The 18,104-nt window shown below is 72.1% G+C and carries 16 protein-coding genes; 11 read left to right on the top strand and 5 right to left on the bottom strand.

The genetic code is table 11. The features are described 5' to 3' along the window. Positions 1–170: 170 nt before the first annotated feature. The gene (locus ACYVJ3_RS09380) at positions 171–656 is read right to left on the bottom strand and encodes a CAP domain-containing protein (RefSeq protein WP_460852674.1); all 486 of its coding nucleotides are present in this window, start codon (positions 654–656) and stop codon (positions 171–173) included. 86 nt (positions 657–742) lie between these two features. Between ACYVJ3_RS09380 and ACYVJ3_RS09385 the strand changes: the two genes are divergently transcribed. The 8 genes from ACYVJ3_RS09385 (at position 743) to ACYVJ3_RS09420 (ending at position 11,721) form a co-directional block, all read left to right on the top strand. Next, complete coding sequence (locus ACYVJ3_RS09385; RefSeq protein ID WP_460852676.1) at positions 743–2,701, top strand: M13 family metallopeptidase; 1,959 nt, start codon at positions 743–745, stop codon at positions 2,699–2,701. A 9-nt stretch (positions 2,702–2,710) separates the two neighbouring features. Next, the gene (locus ACYVJ3_RS09390) at positions 2,711–3,409 is read left to right on the top strand and encodes a hypothetical protein (RefSeq protein ID WP_460852678.1); all 699 of its coding nucleotides are present in this window, start codon (positions 2,711–2,713) and stop codon (positions 3,407–3,409) included. A 36-nt stretch (positions 3,410–3,445) separates the two neighbouring features. After that, positions 3,446–4,132: a hypothetical protein gene (locus ACYVJ3_RS09395; RefSeq protein ID WP_460852680.1), complete on the top strand. Its 687-nt coding sequence runs from the start codon at positions 3,446–3,448 to the stop codon at positions 4,130–4,132. After that, on the top strand, positions 4,129–4,686 hold the full coding sequence (locus ACYVJ3_RS09400) for a hypothetical protein (RefSeq protein ID WP_460852682.1): 558 nt from the start codon (positions 4,129–4,131) through the stop codon (positions 4,684–4,686). Before ACYVJ3_RS09395 ends, ACYVJ3_RS09400 begins: the two co-directional genes overlap by 4 nt. A 103-nt stretch (positions 4,687–4,789) precedes the next feature. After that, positions 4,790–6,907: a DEAD/DEAH box helicase gene (locus ACYVJ3_RS09405; protein ID WP_460852684.1), complete on the top strand. Its 2,118-nt coding sequence runs from the start codon at positions 4,790–4,792 to the stop codon at positions 6,905–6,907. 50 nt (positions 6,908–6,957) lie between these two features. Then, positions 6,958–8,124, top strand: a complete 1,167-nt coding sequence (locus tag ACYVJ3_RS09410) for a hypothetical protein (RefSeq protein ID WP_460852686.1) — start codon at positions 6,958–6,960, stop codon at positions 8,122–8,124. 97 nt (positions 8,125–8,221) lie between these two features. Next, the gene (locus ACYVJ3_RS09415; RefSeq protein ID WP_460852688.1) at positions 8,222–11,038 is read left to right on the top strand and encodes a DEAD/DEAH box helicase; all 2,817 of its coding nucleotides are present in this window, start codon (positions 8,222–8,224) and stop codon (positions 11,036–11,038) included. Further along, positions 11,035–11,721 (top strand): SWIM zinc finger family protein, encoded by a 687-nt coding sequence (locus tag ACYVJ3_RS09420; RefSeq protein ID WP_460852689.1) that lies wholly within the window; start codon positions 11,035–11,037, stop codon positions 11,719–11,721. Before ACYVJ3_RS09415 ends, ACYVJ3_RS09420 begins: the two co-directional genes overlap by 4 nt. A gap of 48 nt (positions 11,722–11,769) precedes the next feature. Here ACYVJ3_RS09420 and ACYVJ3_RS09425 read toward each other — a convergent pair whose 3' ends face one another. Further along, on the bottom strand, positions 11,770–12,486 hold the full coding sequence (locus ACYVJ3_RS09425) for a PaaX family transcriptional regulator C-terminal domain-containing protein (protein ID WP_460852691.1): 717 nt from the start codon (positions 12,484–12,486) through the stop codon (positions 11,770–11,772). A 29-nt stretch (positions 12,487–12,515) separates the two neighbouring features. Between ACYVJ3_RS09425 and ACYVJ3_RS09430 the strand changes: the two genes are divergently transcribed. Both ACYVJ3_RS09430 and ACYVJ3_RS09435 read left to right on the top strand, forming a co-directional pair. Beyond that, the gene (locus tag ACYVJ3_RS09430; RefSeq protein ID WP_460852693.1) at positions 12,516–13,439 is read left to right on the top strand and encodes a crotonase/enoyl-CoA hydratase family protein; all 924 of its coding nucleotides are present in this window, start codon (positions 12,516–12,518) and stop codon (positions 13,437–13,439) included. Between the two features lie 5 nt (positions 13,440–13,444). After that, the gene (locus tag ACYVJ3_RS09435; RefSeq protein WP_460852694.1) at positions 13,445–15,082 is read left to right on the top strand and encodes an acyl-CoA dehydrogenase family protein; all 1,638 of its coding nucleotides are present in this window, start codon (positions 13,445–13,447) and stop codon (positions 15,080–15,082) included. Positions 15,083–15,161: 79 nt separating this feature from the next. Here ACYVJ3_RS09435 and ACYVJ3_RS09440 read toward each other — a convergent pair whose 3' ends face one another. From ACYVJ3_RS09440 to ACYVJ3_RS09450, 3 genes are all read right to left on the bottom strand, one after another. After that, positions 15,162–15,740: a TetR/AcrR family transcriptional regulator gene (locus ACYVJ3_RS09440; RefSeq protein WP_460852696.1), complete on the bottom strand. Its 579-nt coding sequence runs from the start codon at positions 15,738–15,740 to the stop codon at positions 15,162–15,164. A 20-nt stretch (positions 15,741–15,760) separates the two neighbouring features. Next, positions 15,761–15,928, bottom strand: a complete 168-nt coding sequence (locus ACYVJ3_RS09445) for a hypothetical protein (RefSeq protein ID WP_460852698.1) — start codon at positions 15,926–15,928, stop codon at positions 15,761–15,763. Positions 15,929–16,022: 94 nt separating this feature from the next. Further along, positions 16,023–16,469 carry a hypothetical protein gene (locus tag ACYVJ3_RS09450; protein WP_460852700.1) on the bottom strand — a complete coding sequence of 149 codons (447 nt, stop codon included), beginning with the start codon at positions 16,467–16,469 and terminating at the stop codon, positions 16,023–16,025. Positions 16,470–16,565: 96 nt separating this feature from the next. On the opposite strand from ACYVJ3_RS09450, the gene ACYVJ3_RS09455 reads away from it, so the two are divergent. Then, positions 16,566–18,104 carry a carboxyl transferase domain-containing protein gene (locus ACYVJ3_RS09455; RefSeq protein ID WP_460852701.1) on the top strand — a complete coding sequence of 513 codons (1,539 nt, stop codon included), beginning with the start codon at positions 16,566–16,568 and terminating at the stop codon, positions 18,102–18,104.

Here is an 18,104-nt window from a genome sequence, read left to right on the forward strand (position 1 = left end):
TGTCGGCGCGATGCGATGCGGCCACATCGTGTGGATTCGTGGCCACGTGGTGGCTCCAGATCCACACGGTCTTGCGGGACAGCGGGGAGCATCGACCAGGAGCCACCGGCCGCGACGTTGGTTTCGATACGCCCTCGCCTAGCGGCTCGGGCTACTCAACCAACGAGGGGTCAGTGGGAGCCGAAGTCCTGGGTCCACCAGAGGGTGCCGTAGCGGTCGGGGGCGACGGCGACGCCGAGGTCGTGGAGGCGGCAGTCGAGGATGTGGCGGCGGTGGCCGGGGGAGGCCATCCAGGCCCGGACCACGGAGCGGGGCGACGGATAGCCGGCTGCGACGTTCTCGGCGAGGCGGCGCCAGTGGTGGGAGTACCCGGCGGCCAGGACGCGCTGGACCAGGGCGAGCTCGCCGCCCAACAGGTGCGACATGATCCCGCGTGCGGCCATCAGCTGCGAGTGGTGAGCGGCGGCCGTGGCCAGGTGCGGCTCGGCGGCCAGGGCGGCGCAGCCGTGGCGGGCGCGCTGCTGGTTGGTCAGGTCCAGCACCTTCGCTGCGTACGCCGCGAGGTCGGGCCCCCCAGGTGCCGGGTCGGCGTGTGCGGGCGGTGCCGACAGGAACGACAGGAGCAGCGCGGTGATGACGGTGACGATCTTCCCCATCGCTCCACGGTGCGCCGAGGACCCGCCGTACCGCTTCGGCTGATCGGCTCGTCCGACCGGGACCAGGGTCCGTATAGGTTCGTGGCGTGAGCATCCTCGATGACGCCCGCTCGGGCATGGACACCTCGATCCGGCCGCAGGACGACCTCTTCGGCCACGTCAACGGCACCTGGCTCGCGGAGGAGGAGATCCCCGCCGACCGCTCGAGCTGGGGTCCCTTCGTGCAGCTCGCCGACCGGGCCGAGGAGCAGGTCCGCGCGATCATCACCGACCTGGCGACCACCGGTGGGGTCACGGCAGGCTCGACCACCGAGAATCCCGACGCCAAGAAGATCGCCGACCTCTTCAACTCCTTCATGGACGAGGCCCTGATCAACACCGCCGGCAAGGCGCCCGCCCAGCACCTCGCGGACGCGGTGACGGGGCTGCGCGACGTGCGCGACCTCGCGGCGTACCTCGGCGAGTTCGAGCGGATCGGCGGCCACGGCCTGTTCGGCTCGTACGTCGACACCGACTCCAAGCAGTCCGACCGCTACCTGTTCCACCTGGGCCAAGGCGGCCTGGGGCTGCCCGACGAGAGCTACTACCGCGACGAGAAGTTCGCCGAGATCCGTGCGAAGTACGTCGACTACCTCGAGAAGCTGCTCACCCTCGGTGGTCACGCCGAGCCCACGAAGGCCGCCGAGAACATCCTCGAGATCGACACCCTGCTCGCCAAGGGCCACTGGGAGCGCGCGGAGACCCGCGACGTGCAGAAGACCTACAACCTGCTGACGCTCCAGGAGCTGCAGGACCTCTGCCCGAACTTCGACTGGCACGCCTACATCACCAACCTCGGCGGCACCGAGGACACGATCGCCGAGGTCTGCGTGCGGCAGCCGAGCTACTTCGAGCACCTCTCCAAGGTCCTCGCCAGCGTCCCGCTGGCGACGTGGCAGGACTGGCTGATGTCGCACGTGTGGCGGCACGCGGCGGCGTACCTCTCCGACGACTTCGTGCAGACCAACTTCGACTTCTACGGCCGCACCCTCAACGGCACCCCCGAGCTGCGCGCGCGCTGGAAGCGCGCGGTCGCGTTCGTCGAGGGCGCGATGGGCGAGGCCGTCGGCCAGGAGTACGTCGCCCGCCACTTCCCGCCGACCAGCAAGCAGATGATGGACGAGCTGGTCGCGAACCTGCTCGCGGCGTACAAGGTCTCCATCGAGAAGCTCGACTGGATGACCGACGAGACCAAGCAGCGCGCCTACGAGAAGCTCGCGACCTTCCGCCCCAAGATCGGCTACCCCGACGAGTTCCGCGACTACTCGGCGCTCCAGGTCAGCGCGACCGATCTGTTCGGCAACGTCCAGGCGGCCTCCGCGTTCGAGACCGCGCGCCACCTCGCCAAGATCGGCAGCCCGGTCGACCGCGACGAGTGGTTCATGCTCCCGCAGACCGTGAACGCCTACTACAACCCCGGCACCAACGAGATCTGCTTCCCCGCGGGCATCCTGCAGAAGCCGTTCTTCAGCCCCGACGCGCACCCTGCCGAGAACTACGGTGGCATCGGTGCCGTCATCGGCCACGAGGTCGGGCACGGCTTCGACGACCAGGGCGCGCAGTACGACGGCGAGGGCAACCTCAACGACTGGTGGACCGCCGACGACAAGGCCGCGTTCGAGAAGAAGAGCAAGGCGCTGATCGAGCAGTACGACGGGTTCAGCCCCCGTGCGCTGCCGGGCGAGCACGTCAACGGTGCGCTCACCGTCGGCGAGAACATCGGCGACCTCGGCGGCCTGACCATCGGCCTCAAGGCCTTCCTCATCTCGCAGGGCGGTGACGCCAGCGTCGAGGACAAGGAGAAGGTCTTCCTCAACTGGGCCTACGTCTGGCGCACCAAGCGCCGCGAGGAGCAGGAGCGCCAGTACCTCACCATCGACCCGCACAGCCCGCCGGAGTTCCGCGCCAACATCGTGCGCAACCTCGACGAGTTCCACGAGGTCTTCGGGACCGCCGAGGGCGACGGTCTGTGGCTCGATCCGGAGGCCCGCGTCCGGATCTGGTGACGGCTCGTGGTGAGGGAGTGGGAGGTCTACGACGCTCCCGGAGCCGAGGCCGGAGCCGAGGCCGGAGCCGAGGCTGAGACCGAGAGCGCGGACGAGCCTCGGCCGACCGCCGTGCCGGACCGGGGCCACCCGTTCGGCTCCTGGGTCCGGGGACGCCTGCCGTCCCTGGCCGGCGTCGCCGCCGTCGCGCTGTGCACGGTGTGGCTGGTGGCCAAGGGCGGCCACGACCTGCCCGACAGCGGCAGCCACCCGATGACCTACCAGCCGGTGGTGACGCCGGCGCACTACCGGATCTTCCTGACCGAGCTGCGCAAGCGGACGGGTGGTACCGAGATCTACGAGCTCCGCGCACGCGACGGCGACTACACGGTCGTCGTACCTCCTCGGGTCGCGGGCGGGAGGCCGCAGGAGCTGGTCATGGTCGCCGACGGTGGGCTGCGCGCGAGCGGCGACGCGAGGACCGACCCGGCCGCCCACCTGCGGGCCTTCGATGCCGCAGACCTCGACGTCGATGCGATCGCGAGTCTCTACCAGCACGCCTGGTACGGCTCGCCCAGCGTCCCGACCGACACCGTCATGGTGATCAAGCCGCCCGACGGCCCGAAGGACCCCTGGGTCACGATCCTCGTCCACGAGCTCAGCGGCGGCGTCCACTCCGTCGAGGGCGACCTCGACGCCAAGATCGTGAGCGAGACCGAGCTCGGCTGAGGCATGCCGGCCGCCGAGAGCGGGCAGGATGTGCCCGTGAGCAACGAGAAGTGGGACGTCTACGACGCCCCGGACGACGCGCCGCGCCCGGAGACGCGCGCAGCGGCGGGCGAGCCCCTGCCGAGCGCGGTGCGGGAGCGCGGTGGCCGGCGTACGCCGTGGGTGGTCGGTGCGCTGGTCGCGCTGGTCCTGCTCGTCGTGGCTGTGGTCGTGGCGTTCCGCTCGGGCGGCAGCACCGAGAACGGCCAGCCGGAGGACACCACCCCGATCGCGTTCGCGCCGGTGATGACGGCCGGCGACCGCGACCGCTTCGTCGCGGCGCTGCGACAGCGGGCGGGGACCACCACGATCGAGGAGCTCACGGCGTTCGAGGACTCCTTCTCCGTCGTCGTGCCGGCCGGGAACGGGCGCCAGCTTCCACGCGAGTACTTCTGGCGGCGCGACTCCGGGTTGCGCGACAGCGGTGACGCGGTCGACGAGGGCCACCGCGAGACCTTCGACCTGGCCACCCTCGACCTCTCCGCGGTCGAGAAGTTCTTCGCTGCCGCCTGGCACTCGGTCGACGAGTCGGTGACCGGTTACTCGCTGTCGGTCGTGCCGCCGCCGTCGCCGGGCAAGAGCTGGCTGGGTCTCTTCCTCCACGTGCCCGGCCACGCCTTCTACGCCTTCGACGGTGACCTCGACGGCACCATCGTCAACCGACGACGGGTCGAGGACGAGTGAAGGGCCTGGCGCTGCTCGTCGCGGCGGGGCTGACGATGGCCGGGCTGGCCGGTTGCGGCTCCGGGGGCGACCACTCGCACTACACCCCCGACGCGGTCTCGTACGGCACGCCCGTCTCCCAGCCGTCGTTCGGCCGACTCGTCGCGGCGATCCGTCAGGAGACCGGCAGCACCCAGGTCGTCTCGCTGACCAGCGAGGTCCGCGGCTACGCCGAGTACGACGTCGAGGTCGGTGGCGAGAAGCCGCGCCGCTTCTCCTACGACTACACCTACGCCAAGCTCGACAAGCCCTACATCTCCGACGCGTACGTCGACCCGGATGCCGCCACCTTCGACCTGGCGAAGCTCGACCTCGCCGTCATCGAGAAGGTCCACCACCGGGCCTGGGACGACGCGAGCCGACGCATCGCCAGCACCGAGACGACCATCACCGCCCCGACCACTCCCGGCGGCCCCGCGATCCGGGTCGTCGTGACCGGGGTCGACGACTCGGCGTACGTCCTCGACGCGAACCTGGCCGGCAAGGTGCTCAGCGAGGGCCCGGCGGACCAGTAGCTCCGCTGGGGGTGGTGGTCGGTCGATGCTGCGCGGCGGCGTACCTGTGGACAACTCGACCCGGGGAGGGCGGGTTGTCGACGGCCGCTGATAGACACGACGCATGAGCAGTCCCGATGTCCGTGCCCGCGCCGAGGAGCACCTGCGCGCCCTCGTGGGGTCGCCGGACGCGACGTTGTACGACGACCAGTGGGCCGCGATCTCCTCGCTGGTCGTCGACCGCGCCCGCGCGCTCGTGGTGCAGCGCACCGGCTGGGGCAAGTCGGCGGTCTACTTCGTGGCCACGCTGCTGCTGCGCGAGCAGGGCGCCGGGCCGACGGTGATCATCTCGCCGCTGCTCGCGCTGATGCGCAACCAGATCGCCGCCGCCGAGCGTGCCGGGATCAGGGCGGTCACGGTCAACTCCACCAACATGGACGACTGGGACCGCGTCCACGCCGACATCGCGGCCGGTTCGGTCGACGTGCTGCTGGTCAGCCCCGAGCGGCTGAACAACCCGGGGTTCCGTGACGAGGTGCTGCCGCGGCTGGCGGCGACCTGCGGCCTGCTGGTCATCGACGAGGCCCACTGCATCTCCGACTGGGGCCACGACTTCCGTCCCGACTACCGCCGGATCCGCACGCTGCTGGGCGAGCTGCCGGCCGGCATCCCGGTGCTCGCGACCACGGCGACCGCCAACCAGCGGGTCACCGACGACGTGGCCGAGCAGCTGGTCTCGACAGGCTCGACCGCCGACCGGCCGCTGGTGCTGCGCGGCTCGCTCGACCGGGCCTCGCTGCAGCTGGGCGTGGTGCGCCTGTCGGCGCCCGAGCAGCGGCTCGCCTGGCTGGCCGACCACCTGGCCGAGCAGCCCGGCAGCGGCATCGTCTACTGCCTGACCGTGGCGCAGACCCAGGAGGTGGCCGACTACCTCCGCTCGCGCGGCCACCAGGTCGCGGCGTACTCCGGCCAGACCGAGCAGACCGAGCGCCTCGCGCTCGAGCAGGCGCTGGTCGAGGGGCGGGTCAAGGCGTTGGTCGCGACCAGCGCGCTCGGCATGGGCTTCGACGCGGCGCTCGGGTTCGTGGTGAACCTGGGTGCGCCGAGCAGCCCGGTGGCCTACTACCAGCAGGTCGGTCGTGCCGGCCGTGGCGCGATCGAGGAGGCGTCGGTGGTGCTGCTGCCGGCCATCGAGGACCGCGACATCTGGGCCTACTTCGCCTCCCTCGCCTTCCCGCGCGAGGAGCTGGTGCGCCAGACCCTCGAGGTGCTCGCCGAGGAGGGCCGGTCGATGTCGACGGCCGCGCTCGAGCCGCGCGTCGACCTCTCGCGCAACCGGCTCGAGACCATGCTCAAGGTGCTGGACGTCGACGGCGCCGTACGCCGCGTCCGCGGCGGCTGGGAGTCCACCGGCCGCCCGTGGGAGTACGACGCCGAGCGCTACCGCCGCGTCGCCGAGGCCCGTGAGCGCGAGCAGCAGGCCATGCTCGACTACCTCAGCAGCACCGAGTGCCGGATGGCCTACCTGCGCCGCCAGCTCGACGACCCCGCCGTCCTGGCCGACCCCGACTGGCGGTGCGGTCGGTGCGACAACTGCGGGGGTCTCTCGCTGCCCGGGACCGTCTCCGAGGCGGCCGTCGCGGCCGCCGCCGATCGGATCGCGCGGCCCGGCGTACCCCTCGAGCCGCGCAAGCTCTGGCCCACGGGCCTGTCCGCGATCGGGGTGTCGCTCTCGGGCCGGATCAACCCACCGCTCGACGAGGGGCGCGCGATCGCCCGGCTGACCGACCTCGGCCACGGGGGGACCCTGCGCGCCCTGTTCAACGGCGAGGACGGGCCGGTGCCCGAGCAGCTCGCGCGGGCGATGGTGACGATGCTCCAGGACTGGCAGCCCAAGGTCGACGCCATCGTCGTGGCCGAGTCCGAGCGCCGGCCGCAGCTGGTCGCCGACCTGGCATCGGGTCTCGCCCGCTTCCTCCGTGTCCCGGTCGTCGGGCGCTGGGCGATCGCCGACCCCGACGTACCTCCCGACAAGGGTGCGACCAACTCCGCCCAACGCGTGGCCGCCGTACGCCGCCGCTCGACGCTGCACCTCGACGAGCCGGGCGCCGTCGACGGGAGGCGCGTGCTGCTGGTCGACGACCGCAGCGTCACCGGCTGGACGCTGACGATGGCCGGCACGGCGCTCCACGAGGCGGGCGCCTCCGCGGTGCTCCCGCTGGTGCTGGCGGTCTCGGGGTAGCCCGGCTCGGGAGCGCAGAATTCGGCCTCCCCGGTCGTACATTCGGCCCCATGAGTGACGACGCTCCCCAGCCCGTGCAGGACGACGCCCCGCCCGCGACCGCGATCGACGCGGACCCGGCGCCCACCGAGACGGTCCAGGTCGCCGACCTCGACGCCGATGCCACCCCGGCCTCGGACAGCGGCGAAGGCGGCTTCGGCGCACCGATCGACACCGACTTCCCGATGGCGCCCACCAAGGGCGGCCTGACCGGCGCGCTCGTGGCGATCGGCTCCGGCCTCGCCGGCGCCGCCATCGTGCTGACCGCGACCCGTGCCCGCAGCGGGGACGTGCTCGACAAGTCGACGTACGCCGTCAGCATCGTGGTCACCGCCGGCCTGCTCGCGCTGGCGCTGTTCGCCGCGATCGCCGTACGCCGCAAGGCCGGTGGCGAGGCGCGCAGCGACCTGGTCACCTGGCCCGGTGTCGTCGGCATCCTGGCGACCGCGCCGGTGATCATGGTCGGCCTCGGCGACAACGCCGACGGTTCGTGGGTGTCCTACCTGACCGGCGGCCTCATCGCCGGCCTGGCCATCGTCGGCTACGTCCTGGCGCGGCGTCCCGCGTTCGTCGTCACCACGATCGTCGGCCTGGTCGTGCTCTACGCGCAGGTCTTCGACGACACGGTGAAGAGCTCGTTCAAGCACGACAACGGCATCGTCGTCTTCGCCGTGGCGGCCACCGTCTTCGTCGTCGCGACCACCCTCCTCGGCTGGTTCCTGCCGAGTCGCTCGGTCACCGGCGTGGTCGTCGGTGCCGTCGGCCTGCTCAGCGTCGTCGGCGCCACCGCGATGCTCTTCGCCGAGCGGATGCTGGCCGGGTTCTTCGGCGGCCTGGGCGGGATGATGAGCACGGACACGCAGGACAGCAACCCCGCGATGGGCATGCTGCACAGCAGCTCCAACCCGTCGGACTACACCGGCGAGGTCAGCGTGATCCTCGGCCTCACGGCGATCCTGGTGGTGCTGTGGGCGCTGGCGGCCTTCGTCTCGGACCACTCTGGCTTCAAGGTGCTGGCGATCGCGCTGCCGACCGTCGTCGTCCCGCTCGCGACCGCCGTGATCATGGTCCAGCACCCCACCTGGTGGGGCGTCGGCCTCGGTGCAGTCGGCGGCGTGCTGCTGGTCGCGGCGCTGTTCCTGGCGCGTGGCAAGGCCCGCAAGGCCGTCGGCTTCTGACGGTCCCCAGTCGTGTGCCTGACGCATCGGTAGCCCGATGTCTCAGGCACACGACTGCTTTTCGGGCCCTGTCGGTGCACCCGGCTAGCGTCACGGGGTGAGCTTCGTCCCCGTCGCCGGTCCGGCCACCTTCACGGTCGCCGAGCCGGCGCGGGAGAGCACCATCGAGTTCACCGGCGGCGGCCGGCGGATCGAGCTCCCGATCCGGGCCGCGCTGCCCGTGCTGAGCCGCGCGCGCACCGCGGACGACGCCCATCCGAGCGTCGCGCTGCTCAGCGCCGCGGTGCTGCTCGGCACCCGCCTGGTCGGCTCGGGCCGCTTCGCGCCGGGTGACGGCGGCTGGGTGCCCTCCGGGCTCGACCAGCGTGATCGCGACAGCATCGAGCTGCTCGCACAGGCCCGGTCGTACGCCGACCTCGACGTCCCTTCCGCGCGCACCCTCATCGAGGGGGTGATCGCCGCGGTCGCGGACGGGTTGCCGCGGGCTGCTCCGCGAGGGTCTCGGTTCCTCCGGGACGGTCGCAGCGCGACCTCGTCAGGACCCGAGGGTCGTGGCCGGGCGGACCAGGAGTTCGCGCGCGAGGTCGAGGAGCGGGTGGCACGACGGGCCCGCTCGCGCCGCGCGCTCGAGGACCTGCCCGAGCTGGTGCGCATCTCCCTGCGGGTGGAGGCCGACGAGGAGGACCTCGCCGCGGGCGGCGTACGTCTCGTCCTGCAGGTGCACGACGAGCAGGAGCCGCTCCACGTCTGCGACGCGGCGGTGCTGTGGACCGTGCCTGCGGCCGGCGACGCTCCCGAGCACGGGTTCGGGTCGCGGGCGCGGGTGCACGCGGGGATCGCGCTGCGGGCCGCGGCCGAGGTGTGGCCGGTGCTCGACCGGTTCCTCGAGCTGGCCGTGCCCGACCAGCTCGAGCTCGACGGCGACGAGGTGTCCTCGCTGCTCGCCCACGTCGGGCCTCTGCGCGACACCCAGGTCGATGTGCACTGGCCGCGCGCCCTCGGCCGCGAGCTGACCACGCGCGCCGTGCTGGACCGGGTCTCGGCGGGCTCGACCAGCGCCCGGATTGCCGAGGAGCTGCCGCTCGAGAGCTCGACGTTCACGGCGGGCAGCCTGTTCGAGTTCGCCTGGCAGGTCGCGCTGCACGGCGAGCCGTTGACCGACGTCGAGCTGGCCGAGCTGGCGGGGGCGGCGTCGCCGATCCTCAAGCTCCGCGGTGCGTGGACCGTCGTCGACCCGACGACCGCGGCCCGGGCGCGCAAGCGGCTGATCCGGCGCGCGTCCGGCGCCGATGCGCTGGCCGCCGCGCTGACCGGTGTCGCGGAGGTGCCGGCCGGATCGGGCGAGGAGCCGTTGGCGGAGCAGGTGATCGTCGGTGCCTCGCTGCTCAAGGTGCGCGAGCAGCTGCTCGGCGCGGCGTCGCGCGACCCGATCCCGGTCCCCGAGCGGCTCGACGCCACGCTGCGGGCCTACCAACGCCACGGCCTCACCTGGCTCGCCGACCTCACGGGACTGGGCCTCGGCGCCTGCCTCGCCGACGACATGGGTCTCGGCAAGACGATCACGCTGATCGCGCTGCACCTGCACCGGCTCGCGACCGGCCTCTCCGGCGGCAGGCCGACGCTGGTCGTCTGCCCGGCCAGCCTCCTCGGCAACTGGCAGGCGGAGATCGAGCGGTTCGCCCCCGGCGTACCGGTCCGGCGGTTCCACGGGTCGGCGCGCGAGATCGTCCCCGACGAGGGCGGGTTCGTGCTGACGACGTACGGCACCCTGCGCAGCAACGTCGACGCCCTCGCCGCGGTCGAGTGGGACCTGGTCGTGGCCGACGAGGCGCAGCACATCAAGAACTCGCGGACCTCCACCGCGCGCGCCCTGCGCAAGGTCCCGAGCAGCGCGCGGGTCGCGCTCACCGGTACGCCGGTCGAGAACGACCTCGCCGAGCTGTGGTCGATCCTCGACTGGTGCGTGCCGGGGCTGCTCGGGAGCCGGCTGGCGTTCCGTCGCCGGTGGGCGGCCCCGATCGAGAGCGGCGTCGATCCGCTGGTCGCTCGCCAGTTCGCGGACCTGATCGGGCCGTTCCTGCTGCGCCGCCGCAAGAGTGATCCCGGCATCGCGCCCGAGCTGCCGCCCAAGACCGAGACCGAGCACCTGCTGGGGCTGACCCGTGAGCAGGTCGTGCTCTACGAGGCGTTCTGCAAGGACACGATGGATCGCATCGAGCGGCTGGCCGCCGACGACCCGGGCCGCCGTGGGCTGGTGCTGGCGCTGCTCACGGGCCTCAAGCAGATCTGCAACCACCCCGCACAGTTCCTCAAGGAGTCCGGTGGCCGCGGGGTGCGTCTGCGCGGTCGCTCGGAGAAGCTGGAGCTGCTCGACGAGCTCATCGGCACGGTGCTGGCCGAGGACGGTGCCGTCCTGGTCTTCACGCAGTACGTCGCGATGGCGCGACTCGTCGAGCGCCACCTCACCGCCATCGGTGTGCCGCACCAGTTCCTGCACGGTCAGACCCCGGTCCGCGAGCGTGAGGCGATGGTCGAGCGGTTCCAGGCCGGCGAGGTCCCCGTCTTCCTTCTCTCCCTGAAGGCGGGTGGCACCGGCCTGAACCTCACCCGCGCCGACCACGTCATCCACCTCGATCGCTGGTGGAACCCCGCCGTCGAGGACCAGGCGACCGACCGGGCCTACCGCATCGGCCAGACCAAGCCGGTCCAGGTGCACAAGCTCGTCGTCCGCGGCACGATCGAGGAGCGCGTGGCGGCGCTGCTGCAACGCAAGCGCGCCCTGGCCGACGCCGTCCTCGCCCGTGGCGAGGCGGCGCTGACCGAGCTCGGCAACGAGGAGCTGCGCGACCTGGTCATGCTGCGCGAGGACGCCCGCCGAGCGGCCTATCGCGCCGAGCGCGAGGCCGACGAGTGAGGTCGACGTACCCCCGCCAGCACCCGCCCACCCGCGGCGTCCGCACCTGGTGGGGCAAGGCGTGGGCCCGTGGGGTCGAGGAGGCGGCGTACGCCGAGCGGGACCTCGCCAGGGGCCGCCGGATCGCCCGCTCAGGCGAGGTCGGTGGCATCACCGTCGGCCCGGGCTCGCTGCTGGCGGCCGTCCGCGCCGGTGACGACGCATGGACGGTGTCGGTGGAGGTGCCTCCGCTGGGCGTCGACGAGCGTGACGCGCTGGTCGAGGCGGTGGCCGCCGAGTCCGGCCGCATCGCCGCGCTGCTCTCGGGCGACCTCTCCCACGACCTCATCGAGCACCTCGAGGAGGTCGGCGTCGAGCTGCTGCCGTACGGCTCCGAGCTGTCCTGCTCGTGCACCTGCCCGCACGTCCTCGACCCCTGCCTGCACGCCCTCGCCGTGCTGATCCAGGTCGGCTGGCTGGTCGGCGCCGATCCGCTGGTGCTCTTCGCGGTCCGGGGTCTCGACCGGGAGGCGCTGCTGGCCGCCCTGCACGAACGCGTCGCGGCCTCGACCACCGATGATCCGGACCGTCGGGACGTCGACCTCGCCGACGACGTGGAGATCGCCGCCGATGCCGTGCTCCGCGCCCGCCAGCTCGCCGAGCTCCTTGAGCGGGGCGCCGAGATCCCCGAGCACCTGCTCTGAGGTTGTGAAGTGGAGCGAGGCCCATGGGCCTCGCTCCACTTCACAACCTCAGTCGACGGCGAGCTCGCGCAGCTCCTGCTGGTACGCCGCATAGCGCGCCCGCATCTCGCCGGCCGGCCAGTCGGCGGGCAGCAGCTCGGGCGGCAGCAGCGGGTCGGCGGTGAGATGTCGGACCAGCGCGGCGGCGACGGCGAGCCGGGGCGCCGGCTCGGACGTGCCCTCGAGCCGGGCCAGCAGCTCGCGACCGGTGGTGCTCCAGGCGGCGAGGTCCCAGAGGGCCCCGACCAGCTCGGCCGGGTCCGGAGGCTCGGCGCGGAACGTTCGGAGGACGGGGTCGTCGGCGTAGGACTGCGGGCGCGAGAGGTTGGCCGGACGCGTCCAGACCCCCTCGCGGAGCTCGCTGAGGCGGTGCGCGGAGAGCGCGTCGCGCAGGGTGGCGCGCTCGGAGGCGGACCTGCCGCCGACCACCACCACCGCCATCTCCCAGCTGCCGTCCCACGGCGTCTCGGCGTCCTCGACCGCCTCGTCCTGGCGGCGTTGGCGACGGACCAGGCGCTCGCCGAGCACGTAGTCACGGTCGCGGCGCACGAGGTCGCCGGCCGCGACCGCTCGGGTGAGCGCGACCCGGAGCGTGGCGGCGGGGATGCCGAAGAGCTCGCCCGCCCGCGTCAGCGCGGCCGGGCTCATCCGGTCGGGGTGGGAGCCGAGCAGCAGGCTCAGCACGACCGAGCGCGCCGGCAGCGGGCGCATTACAGTCGTGGACACGGTTGTCATCGTATCTGTAATGTGGAGTCATGGGTGACGCAGCGCCGTGGCGCGGTTCGGCAGACGTCGGGGTCCCGACGGGCGACGCGGGCCCGGCCCCGGCGTACAGGACGCTGACCTACGAGGTCGACGGCCGGGTCGCGCGGCTGACGTTCAACCGCCCCGAGCACGGCAATGCGATCACGCTCGACACCCCGCGTGAGCTGGCCGATGCGGTCGAGCGGGCCGACCTCGACCCGCGCGTGCACGTGATCGTGGTGAGCGGGCGGGGCAAGGGGTTCTGCGGCGGGTACGACCTGACCGCGTTCGCCGAGCAGATGATCCCCAACCACGACCCGTCGCAGCAGTGGGACCCGATGGTCGACTTCGCGATGATGAGCCGCTTCACCAAGGCCTACGCCTCCCTGCTGCACGCGAACAAGCCGACCGTCGCCAAGATCCACGGCTTCTGCGTGGCCGGCGGCACCGACATCGCGCTGCACTGCGACCAGATCGTCATCGCCGCCGACGCCAAGATCGGCTACCCGCCGACCCGGGTCTGGGGCGTGCCGAGCGCCGGCATGTGGGCCCACCGGCTCGGTGACCAGAAGGCCAAGCGGCTGCTGATGACCGGCGACTGCCTCTCGGGCAAGGAGGCCCAGGAGTGGGGCCTGGCGATCGAGGCGCCCGAGCCCGAGGACCTCGACGAGCGCACCGAGAACCTCGTCCAGCGCATCGCCGCGATGCCGCTCAACCAGCTGATGATGGTCAAGCTCGCTCTCAACTCGGCGCTGCTCGCGCAGGGCGTGCAGAACAGCCAGACGATCAGCACCGTCTTCGACGGGATCTCCCGCCACACGCGCGAGGGCTACTCCTTCGCGGAGCGCGCGATGGAGGTCGGCTTCAAGCAGGCGGTGCAGGAGCGCGACGCCGCGCCGTACGACGACTTCGGACCCTCCACGAACAAGGGATGACGCAGATGACGACGCACGAGGTGTTCAACCAGGTCCCGCCGATGGTCGGGCACAACACCGCCGACGACCCGGTGCTGCTCGAGGGCGTCGAGCGTGAGGGCGCCGGCTGGGCGCTCGGCGAGATCCGCGAGCTCGGTGCGCTGGCCGGTGCTGAGGAGTGGATCGACGCCGGCCGGTGGGCCGAGCGGGTCCAGCCGGTGCTGCACACGTTCTCCCGCACGGGCGAGCGCGTCGACGAGGTGGAGTACGTGCCGGCGTACCACGCCCTCATGCGCACGGCCGTCGAGCACGGCGTGCACGCCGCGCCGTGGGCCGACGACCGGCCGGGCGCGCACGTCGCGCGGGCGGCGAAGTTCGCGGTCTGGAACGTCGACGCCGGGCACGGCTGCCCGATCTCGATGACGTACGCCGTCGTGCCGGCCCTGCGCGCCAACCCGGAGCTGTCCGCGACGTTCGAGCCGCTGCTCACCAACCGCACCTACGACTTCGGGCTGCGCGACCCCGCGACCAAGCAGGGCCTCATCGCCGGCATGTCGATGACGGAGAAGCAGGGCGGGTCCGACGTACGGGCGAACACGACGACGGCCACGCCGATCAGCGGAGCGTCCGACGGCACCTACGTGATCCGCGGTCACAAGTGGTTCACCTCGGCGCCGATGAGCGACATGTTCCTCACGCTCGCGCAGGCGCCCGGCGGACTGTCGTGCTTCCTGCTGCCGCGGGTGCTGCCCGGCGGCGAGGCGAACCCGATCCGCTTCCAGCGGCTCAAGGACAAGCTCGGCAACAAGTCGAACGCGTCGTCGGAGATCGAGTACGACGACGCGATCGGCTGGCTGGTCGGCGAGGAGGGCCGCGGCGTGAAGACCATCGTGGAGATGGTGAACATGACCCGGCTCGACTGCGTGATCGGCTCGACCGCCGGGATGCGGTCGGCCCTCGCGCAGGCCACCCACCATGCCCGCCACCGCTCGGCCTTCGGCAAGCTCCTCGTCGAGCAGCCCGCGATGCGCAACGTGCTCGCCGACCTGGCGATCGAGTCCGAGGCCGCGATGGTGGCGATGCTGCGGCTGGCCGGTGCCAACGATCGCGCGATCCGGGGCGACTCCGGGGAGGCCGCCGTACGTCGCCTCGCCCTGGCGGCCACCAAGTACTACGTCTGCAAGCGGGCGCCCGTCGCGGCCGGCGAGGCGCTCGAGTGCCTCGGCGGCAACGGCTACACCGAGGACTTCGACCTCGCGCGGATCTACCGCGAGATGCCGTTGCTCTCGATCTGGGAGGGCTCGGGCAACGTCGCCGCCCTCGACGCGCTGCGCGCGATCGGTCGTGAGCCGGAGTCGCTGGACGCGTTCCTCGGTGAGGTGGAGCTCGCGGCCGGGCTGGACGCGCGGTACGACGACGCGCTCGAGCGGCTCAAGAAGGAGTTCACCTCCGTCGACGACCTCGAGCTGCGTGCCCGCCGGATCGTGGAGCAGATCGCCCTCGTCTTCGCCGGCGGCCTGCTGCTGCGCCACTCGCCCGCCGCCGTGTCGGAGGCCTTCTGCGCCACCCGGCTCGGTCGCGACTGGGGCTCCGCCCTCGGCACCCTGCCTGCCGGCCTGGACCTCGGTCCGATCCTCGACCGGGTGCCGTCGCAGACCGTCTGAGGTCCCTGCAGGTTTCCCAAGGTATGCAGGGAAACCTGCACGTCCCCATGGTTGCAACGCTTGGGAAGTGCAGGTTCGGCTACATCCCTTGGGAAACCTGCAGCCCGAGCGCCCGCTCCGCCAACCCGGTCAGCAACCTCCGGAGCTCGGCGTCGGAGACGGAGTGGCCGGCGCGGGGGGTGGAGTTGAGCAGCCCGAAGGCGGCCTGGGCGCAGGCGCGGGCAGCGGCGGGGGAGAGCGAGGGGTCGAGCGCGCGGAGCTGGTCGGCCCACAGGCCGACGTACCGCCGCTGCAGGGACCTGACCGCCTCGCTCGCGTCGGCGGGGAGCGACTCCCAGTCGCGATCCTGGACGACGATGAGCGCCCGGTGTCCGAGGGCGAACTCCACGTGCCAGTCGATCAGCCCGCGCAGGGCGGCGGCCGCGTCGCCCTCGCCGGCGGCGACGCGCGCTCGGCCGACCGCGAGCAGTCGCTCGCTGATCGAGACCAGCATCTCGGAGAGCATCGCCTGCTTGGACGGGAAGTGCTTGTAGAGCGCCGGACCGGAGATGCCGCACGCCGCACCCAGCTCGGCGACCGAGACGCCGTGGAACCCGCGAGCGGCGAACAGGTCGGCCGCCGTCGCCAGGATCTGCTCGCGGCGGGTCGGCTCGGTCACCCGCCTAGGTTAACGCCCGTTCACCTCGTGGCGTCGTCGCCGGCCGCTTTGCGGTGGGCGGGCAGCTTGAGCTGGCGCGGATGGACGCCGATCGTCTCCTCCGCCTTGTCGACGACGGCCACACCGATGATGTACGCCGTGCCGGCGAGCTTGCGGGCGGTGTGGGTGACGGTGCTGACGCTGAGCATGGCGGCCTCCTCGCGGGCGGCGTACGACGCGCCGCCGTCAACCCCAATGTCCTCCTCGTCGGGCGTCGCAGCAATCAGCGAGCGGAAATCGGCCTCACGACTCGTCGGCCGGGTCCCGCTCGGCTGCCCGCCGGAGCGTCTCGGACTCGCTGCGCACCGCCTTGGCGGCGCCGGGGTCGATGAGCGGCACGTCCGGGTCGATCGGGGCCCGCGGCAGCTCCTCGGCGTCGTCGAGCTCGTCGAGGTCGTCCATCTCGTCGTGCCAGTCGTCGACGTCGGCCGGCTTGGGCTCGGTCGCGACCGGCGGCGGCGTCGGTACGCCGGCCCGGCGGACGTCCGGCTGCGGGGCGGGCGGCACCGGCTCGAGCGGCGTACGGCGTGCGTCGCCGGTCAGGTCCTGCACGGCTCCGCGCATGACGTCGGCGGCAGCACCTGCGGCACCGGCCGCGCTGCCGGCGACCTCCGTGGTGGTCTCGATCGGGTGGACGATCGCTCGCGCGACCCGCTTGGCGACGCCCTTGGTCAGCGTGATGACGGACAACTTCCGCTCCTCTCGGATCGTGGAAAGAGGTCGGTACCCGATCCGGCGCGCTTCACCCGTTGACCGCGTAGGTTAATGATCGTTAACCTGACGACCGTGTCCGAGCAGACCCTGACCGACCTTGCCGCCGAGCTGCGCGAGCGCCTCGCCCGTGTCCGCCAAGGCGGGAGCGAGGCGGCCCGCAAGAAGCACACCGACCGCGGCAAGCTCCTCCCGCGCGAGCGCGTCGACCGCCTGCTCGACCCGGGCAGCCCGTTCCTGGAGATCGCGCCGCTGGCGGCGTACGGCATGCACGGCAAGGACGCCGACGACGCGTACGCCGTCCCGTCCGCCGGTGTCGTGGCCGGCATCGGGCGGGTGATGGGCCGCGACTGCATGGTGGTGGCCAACGACGCGACCGTGAAGGGCGGCACCTACTACCCGATCTCGGTCAAGAAGCACCTGCGCGCCCAGGCGATCGCGGCGGAGAACCACCTGCCGTGCCTCTACCTCGTCGACTCCGGCGGCGCGTTCCTGCCGATGCAGGACGAGGTCTTCCCCGACCGCGAGCACTTCGGCCGGATCTTCTTCAACCAGGCCAACATGAGCGCGCGCGGCATCCCGCAGCTCGCCGCGGTGATGGGCTCCTGCACCGCCGGTGGCGCCTACGTCCCGGCGATGTCCGACGAGACCGTCATCGTCAAGAACCAGGGCACGATCTTCCTCGGCGGCCCGCCGCTGGTGAAGGCCGCGACCGGCGAGGTCGTGTCCGCCGAGGACCTCGGTGGCGGCGACGTCCACGCCCGCAGGTCCGGCGTGGTCGACCACCTCGCCGACGACGACGCGCACGCGCTGCGGATCCTGCGCGGGATCGTCGACACGCTCCCGAAGCAGGTCGCGTGCGACGTCGACGACTGGGACGAGCCGCTCGAGGCCCCGGAGACCCTCTACGACGTGGTCCCGACCAGCACCCGCACGCCGTACGACGTCCGCGAGGTGATCCGCCGCCTGGTGGACGGGTCGCGCTTCCAGGAGTTCAAGCAGCTGTACGGCGACACCCTGGTCTGCGCCTTCGCGCGGATCTACGGCCGTGAGGTCGGCATCGTCGCCAACAACGGCATCCTGTTCAGCGAGAGCGCGCTCAAGGGCGCTCACTTCATCGAGCTGTGCAACCAGCGCGGCATCCCGCTGGTCTTCCTGCAGAACATCTCCGGCTTCATGGTCGGCCGCGAGTACGAGAACAACGGCATCGCTCGCGACGGCGCGAAGCTGGTGACCGCGGTCGCGTGCTCCGTCGTCCCCAAGTTCACCATCGTCATCGGCGGGAGCTTCGGCGCCGGCAACTACGGCATGTGCGGCCGGGCCTACGACCCGCGGTTCCTGTGGATGTGGCCCAACGCCCGCATCTCGGTGATGGGTGGCGAGCAGGCTGCCAACGTCCTCGCCACCGTGAGCGGCCGCGAGGACGACGAGGAGTTCAAGGCGCCGATCAAGAGCCAGTTCGAGACCCAGGGCGACCCGTACTACGCCTCCGCCCGGCTCTGGGACGACGGCATCATCGACCCCGCCGACACCCGCCGGGTGCTCGGCATGGCGCTGTCGGTGACCGCGCACGTGCCGGTCCCGGCTCCCTCCTACGGCATCTTCAGGATGTGA

This window comes from Nocardioides montaniterrae, from assembly GCF_054782655.1.

Bases quoted from the DNA above. Each gene is read 5' to 3' on its own strand.
- ACYVJ3_RS09435 (WP_460852694.1), top strand. From the start codon at position 13,445: ATGACGACGCACGAGGTGTTCAACCAGGTCCCGCCGATGGTCGGGCAC.
- ACYVJ3_RS09405 (WP_460852684.1), top strand. From the start codon at position 4,790: ATGAGCAGTCCCGATGTCCGTGCCCGCGCCGAGGAGCACCTGCGCGCC.
- ACYVJ3_RS09430 (WP_460852693.1), top strand. From the start codon at position 12,516: ATGGGTGACGCAGCGCCGTGGCGCGGTTCGGCAGACGTCGGGGTCCCG.
- ACYVJ3_RS09445 (WP_460852698.1), bottom strand. From the start codon at position 15,928: ATGCTCAGCGTCAGCACCGTCACCCACACCGCCCGCAAGCTCGCCGGC.
- ACYVJ3_RS09380 (WP_460852674.1), bottom strand. From the start codon at position 656: ATGGGGAAGATCGTCACCGTCATCACCGCGCTGCTCCTGTCGTTCCTG.
- ACYVJ3_RS09410 (WP_460852686.1), top strand. From the start codon at position 6,958: ATGAGTGACGACGCTCCCCAGCCCGTGCAGGACGACGCCCCGCCCGCG.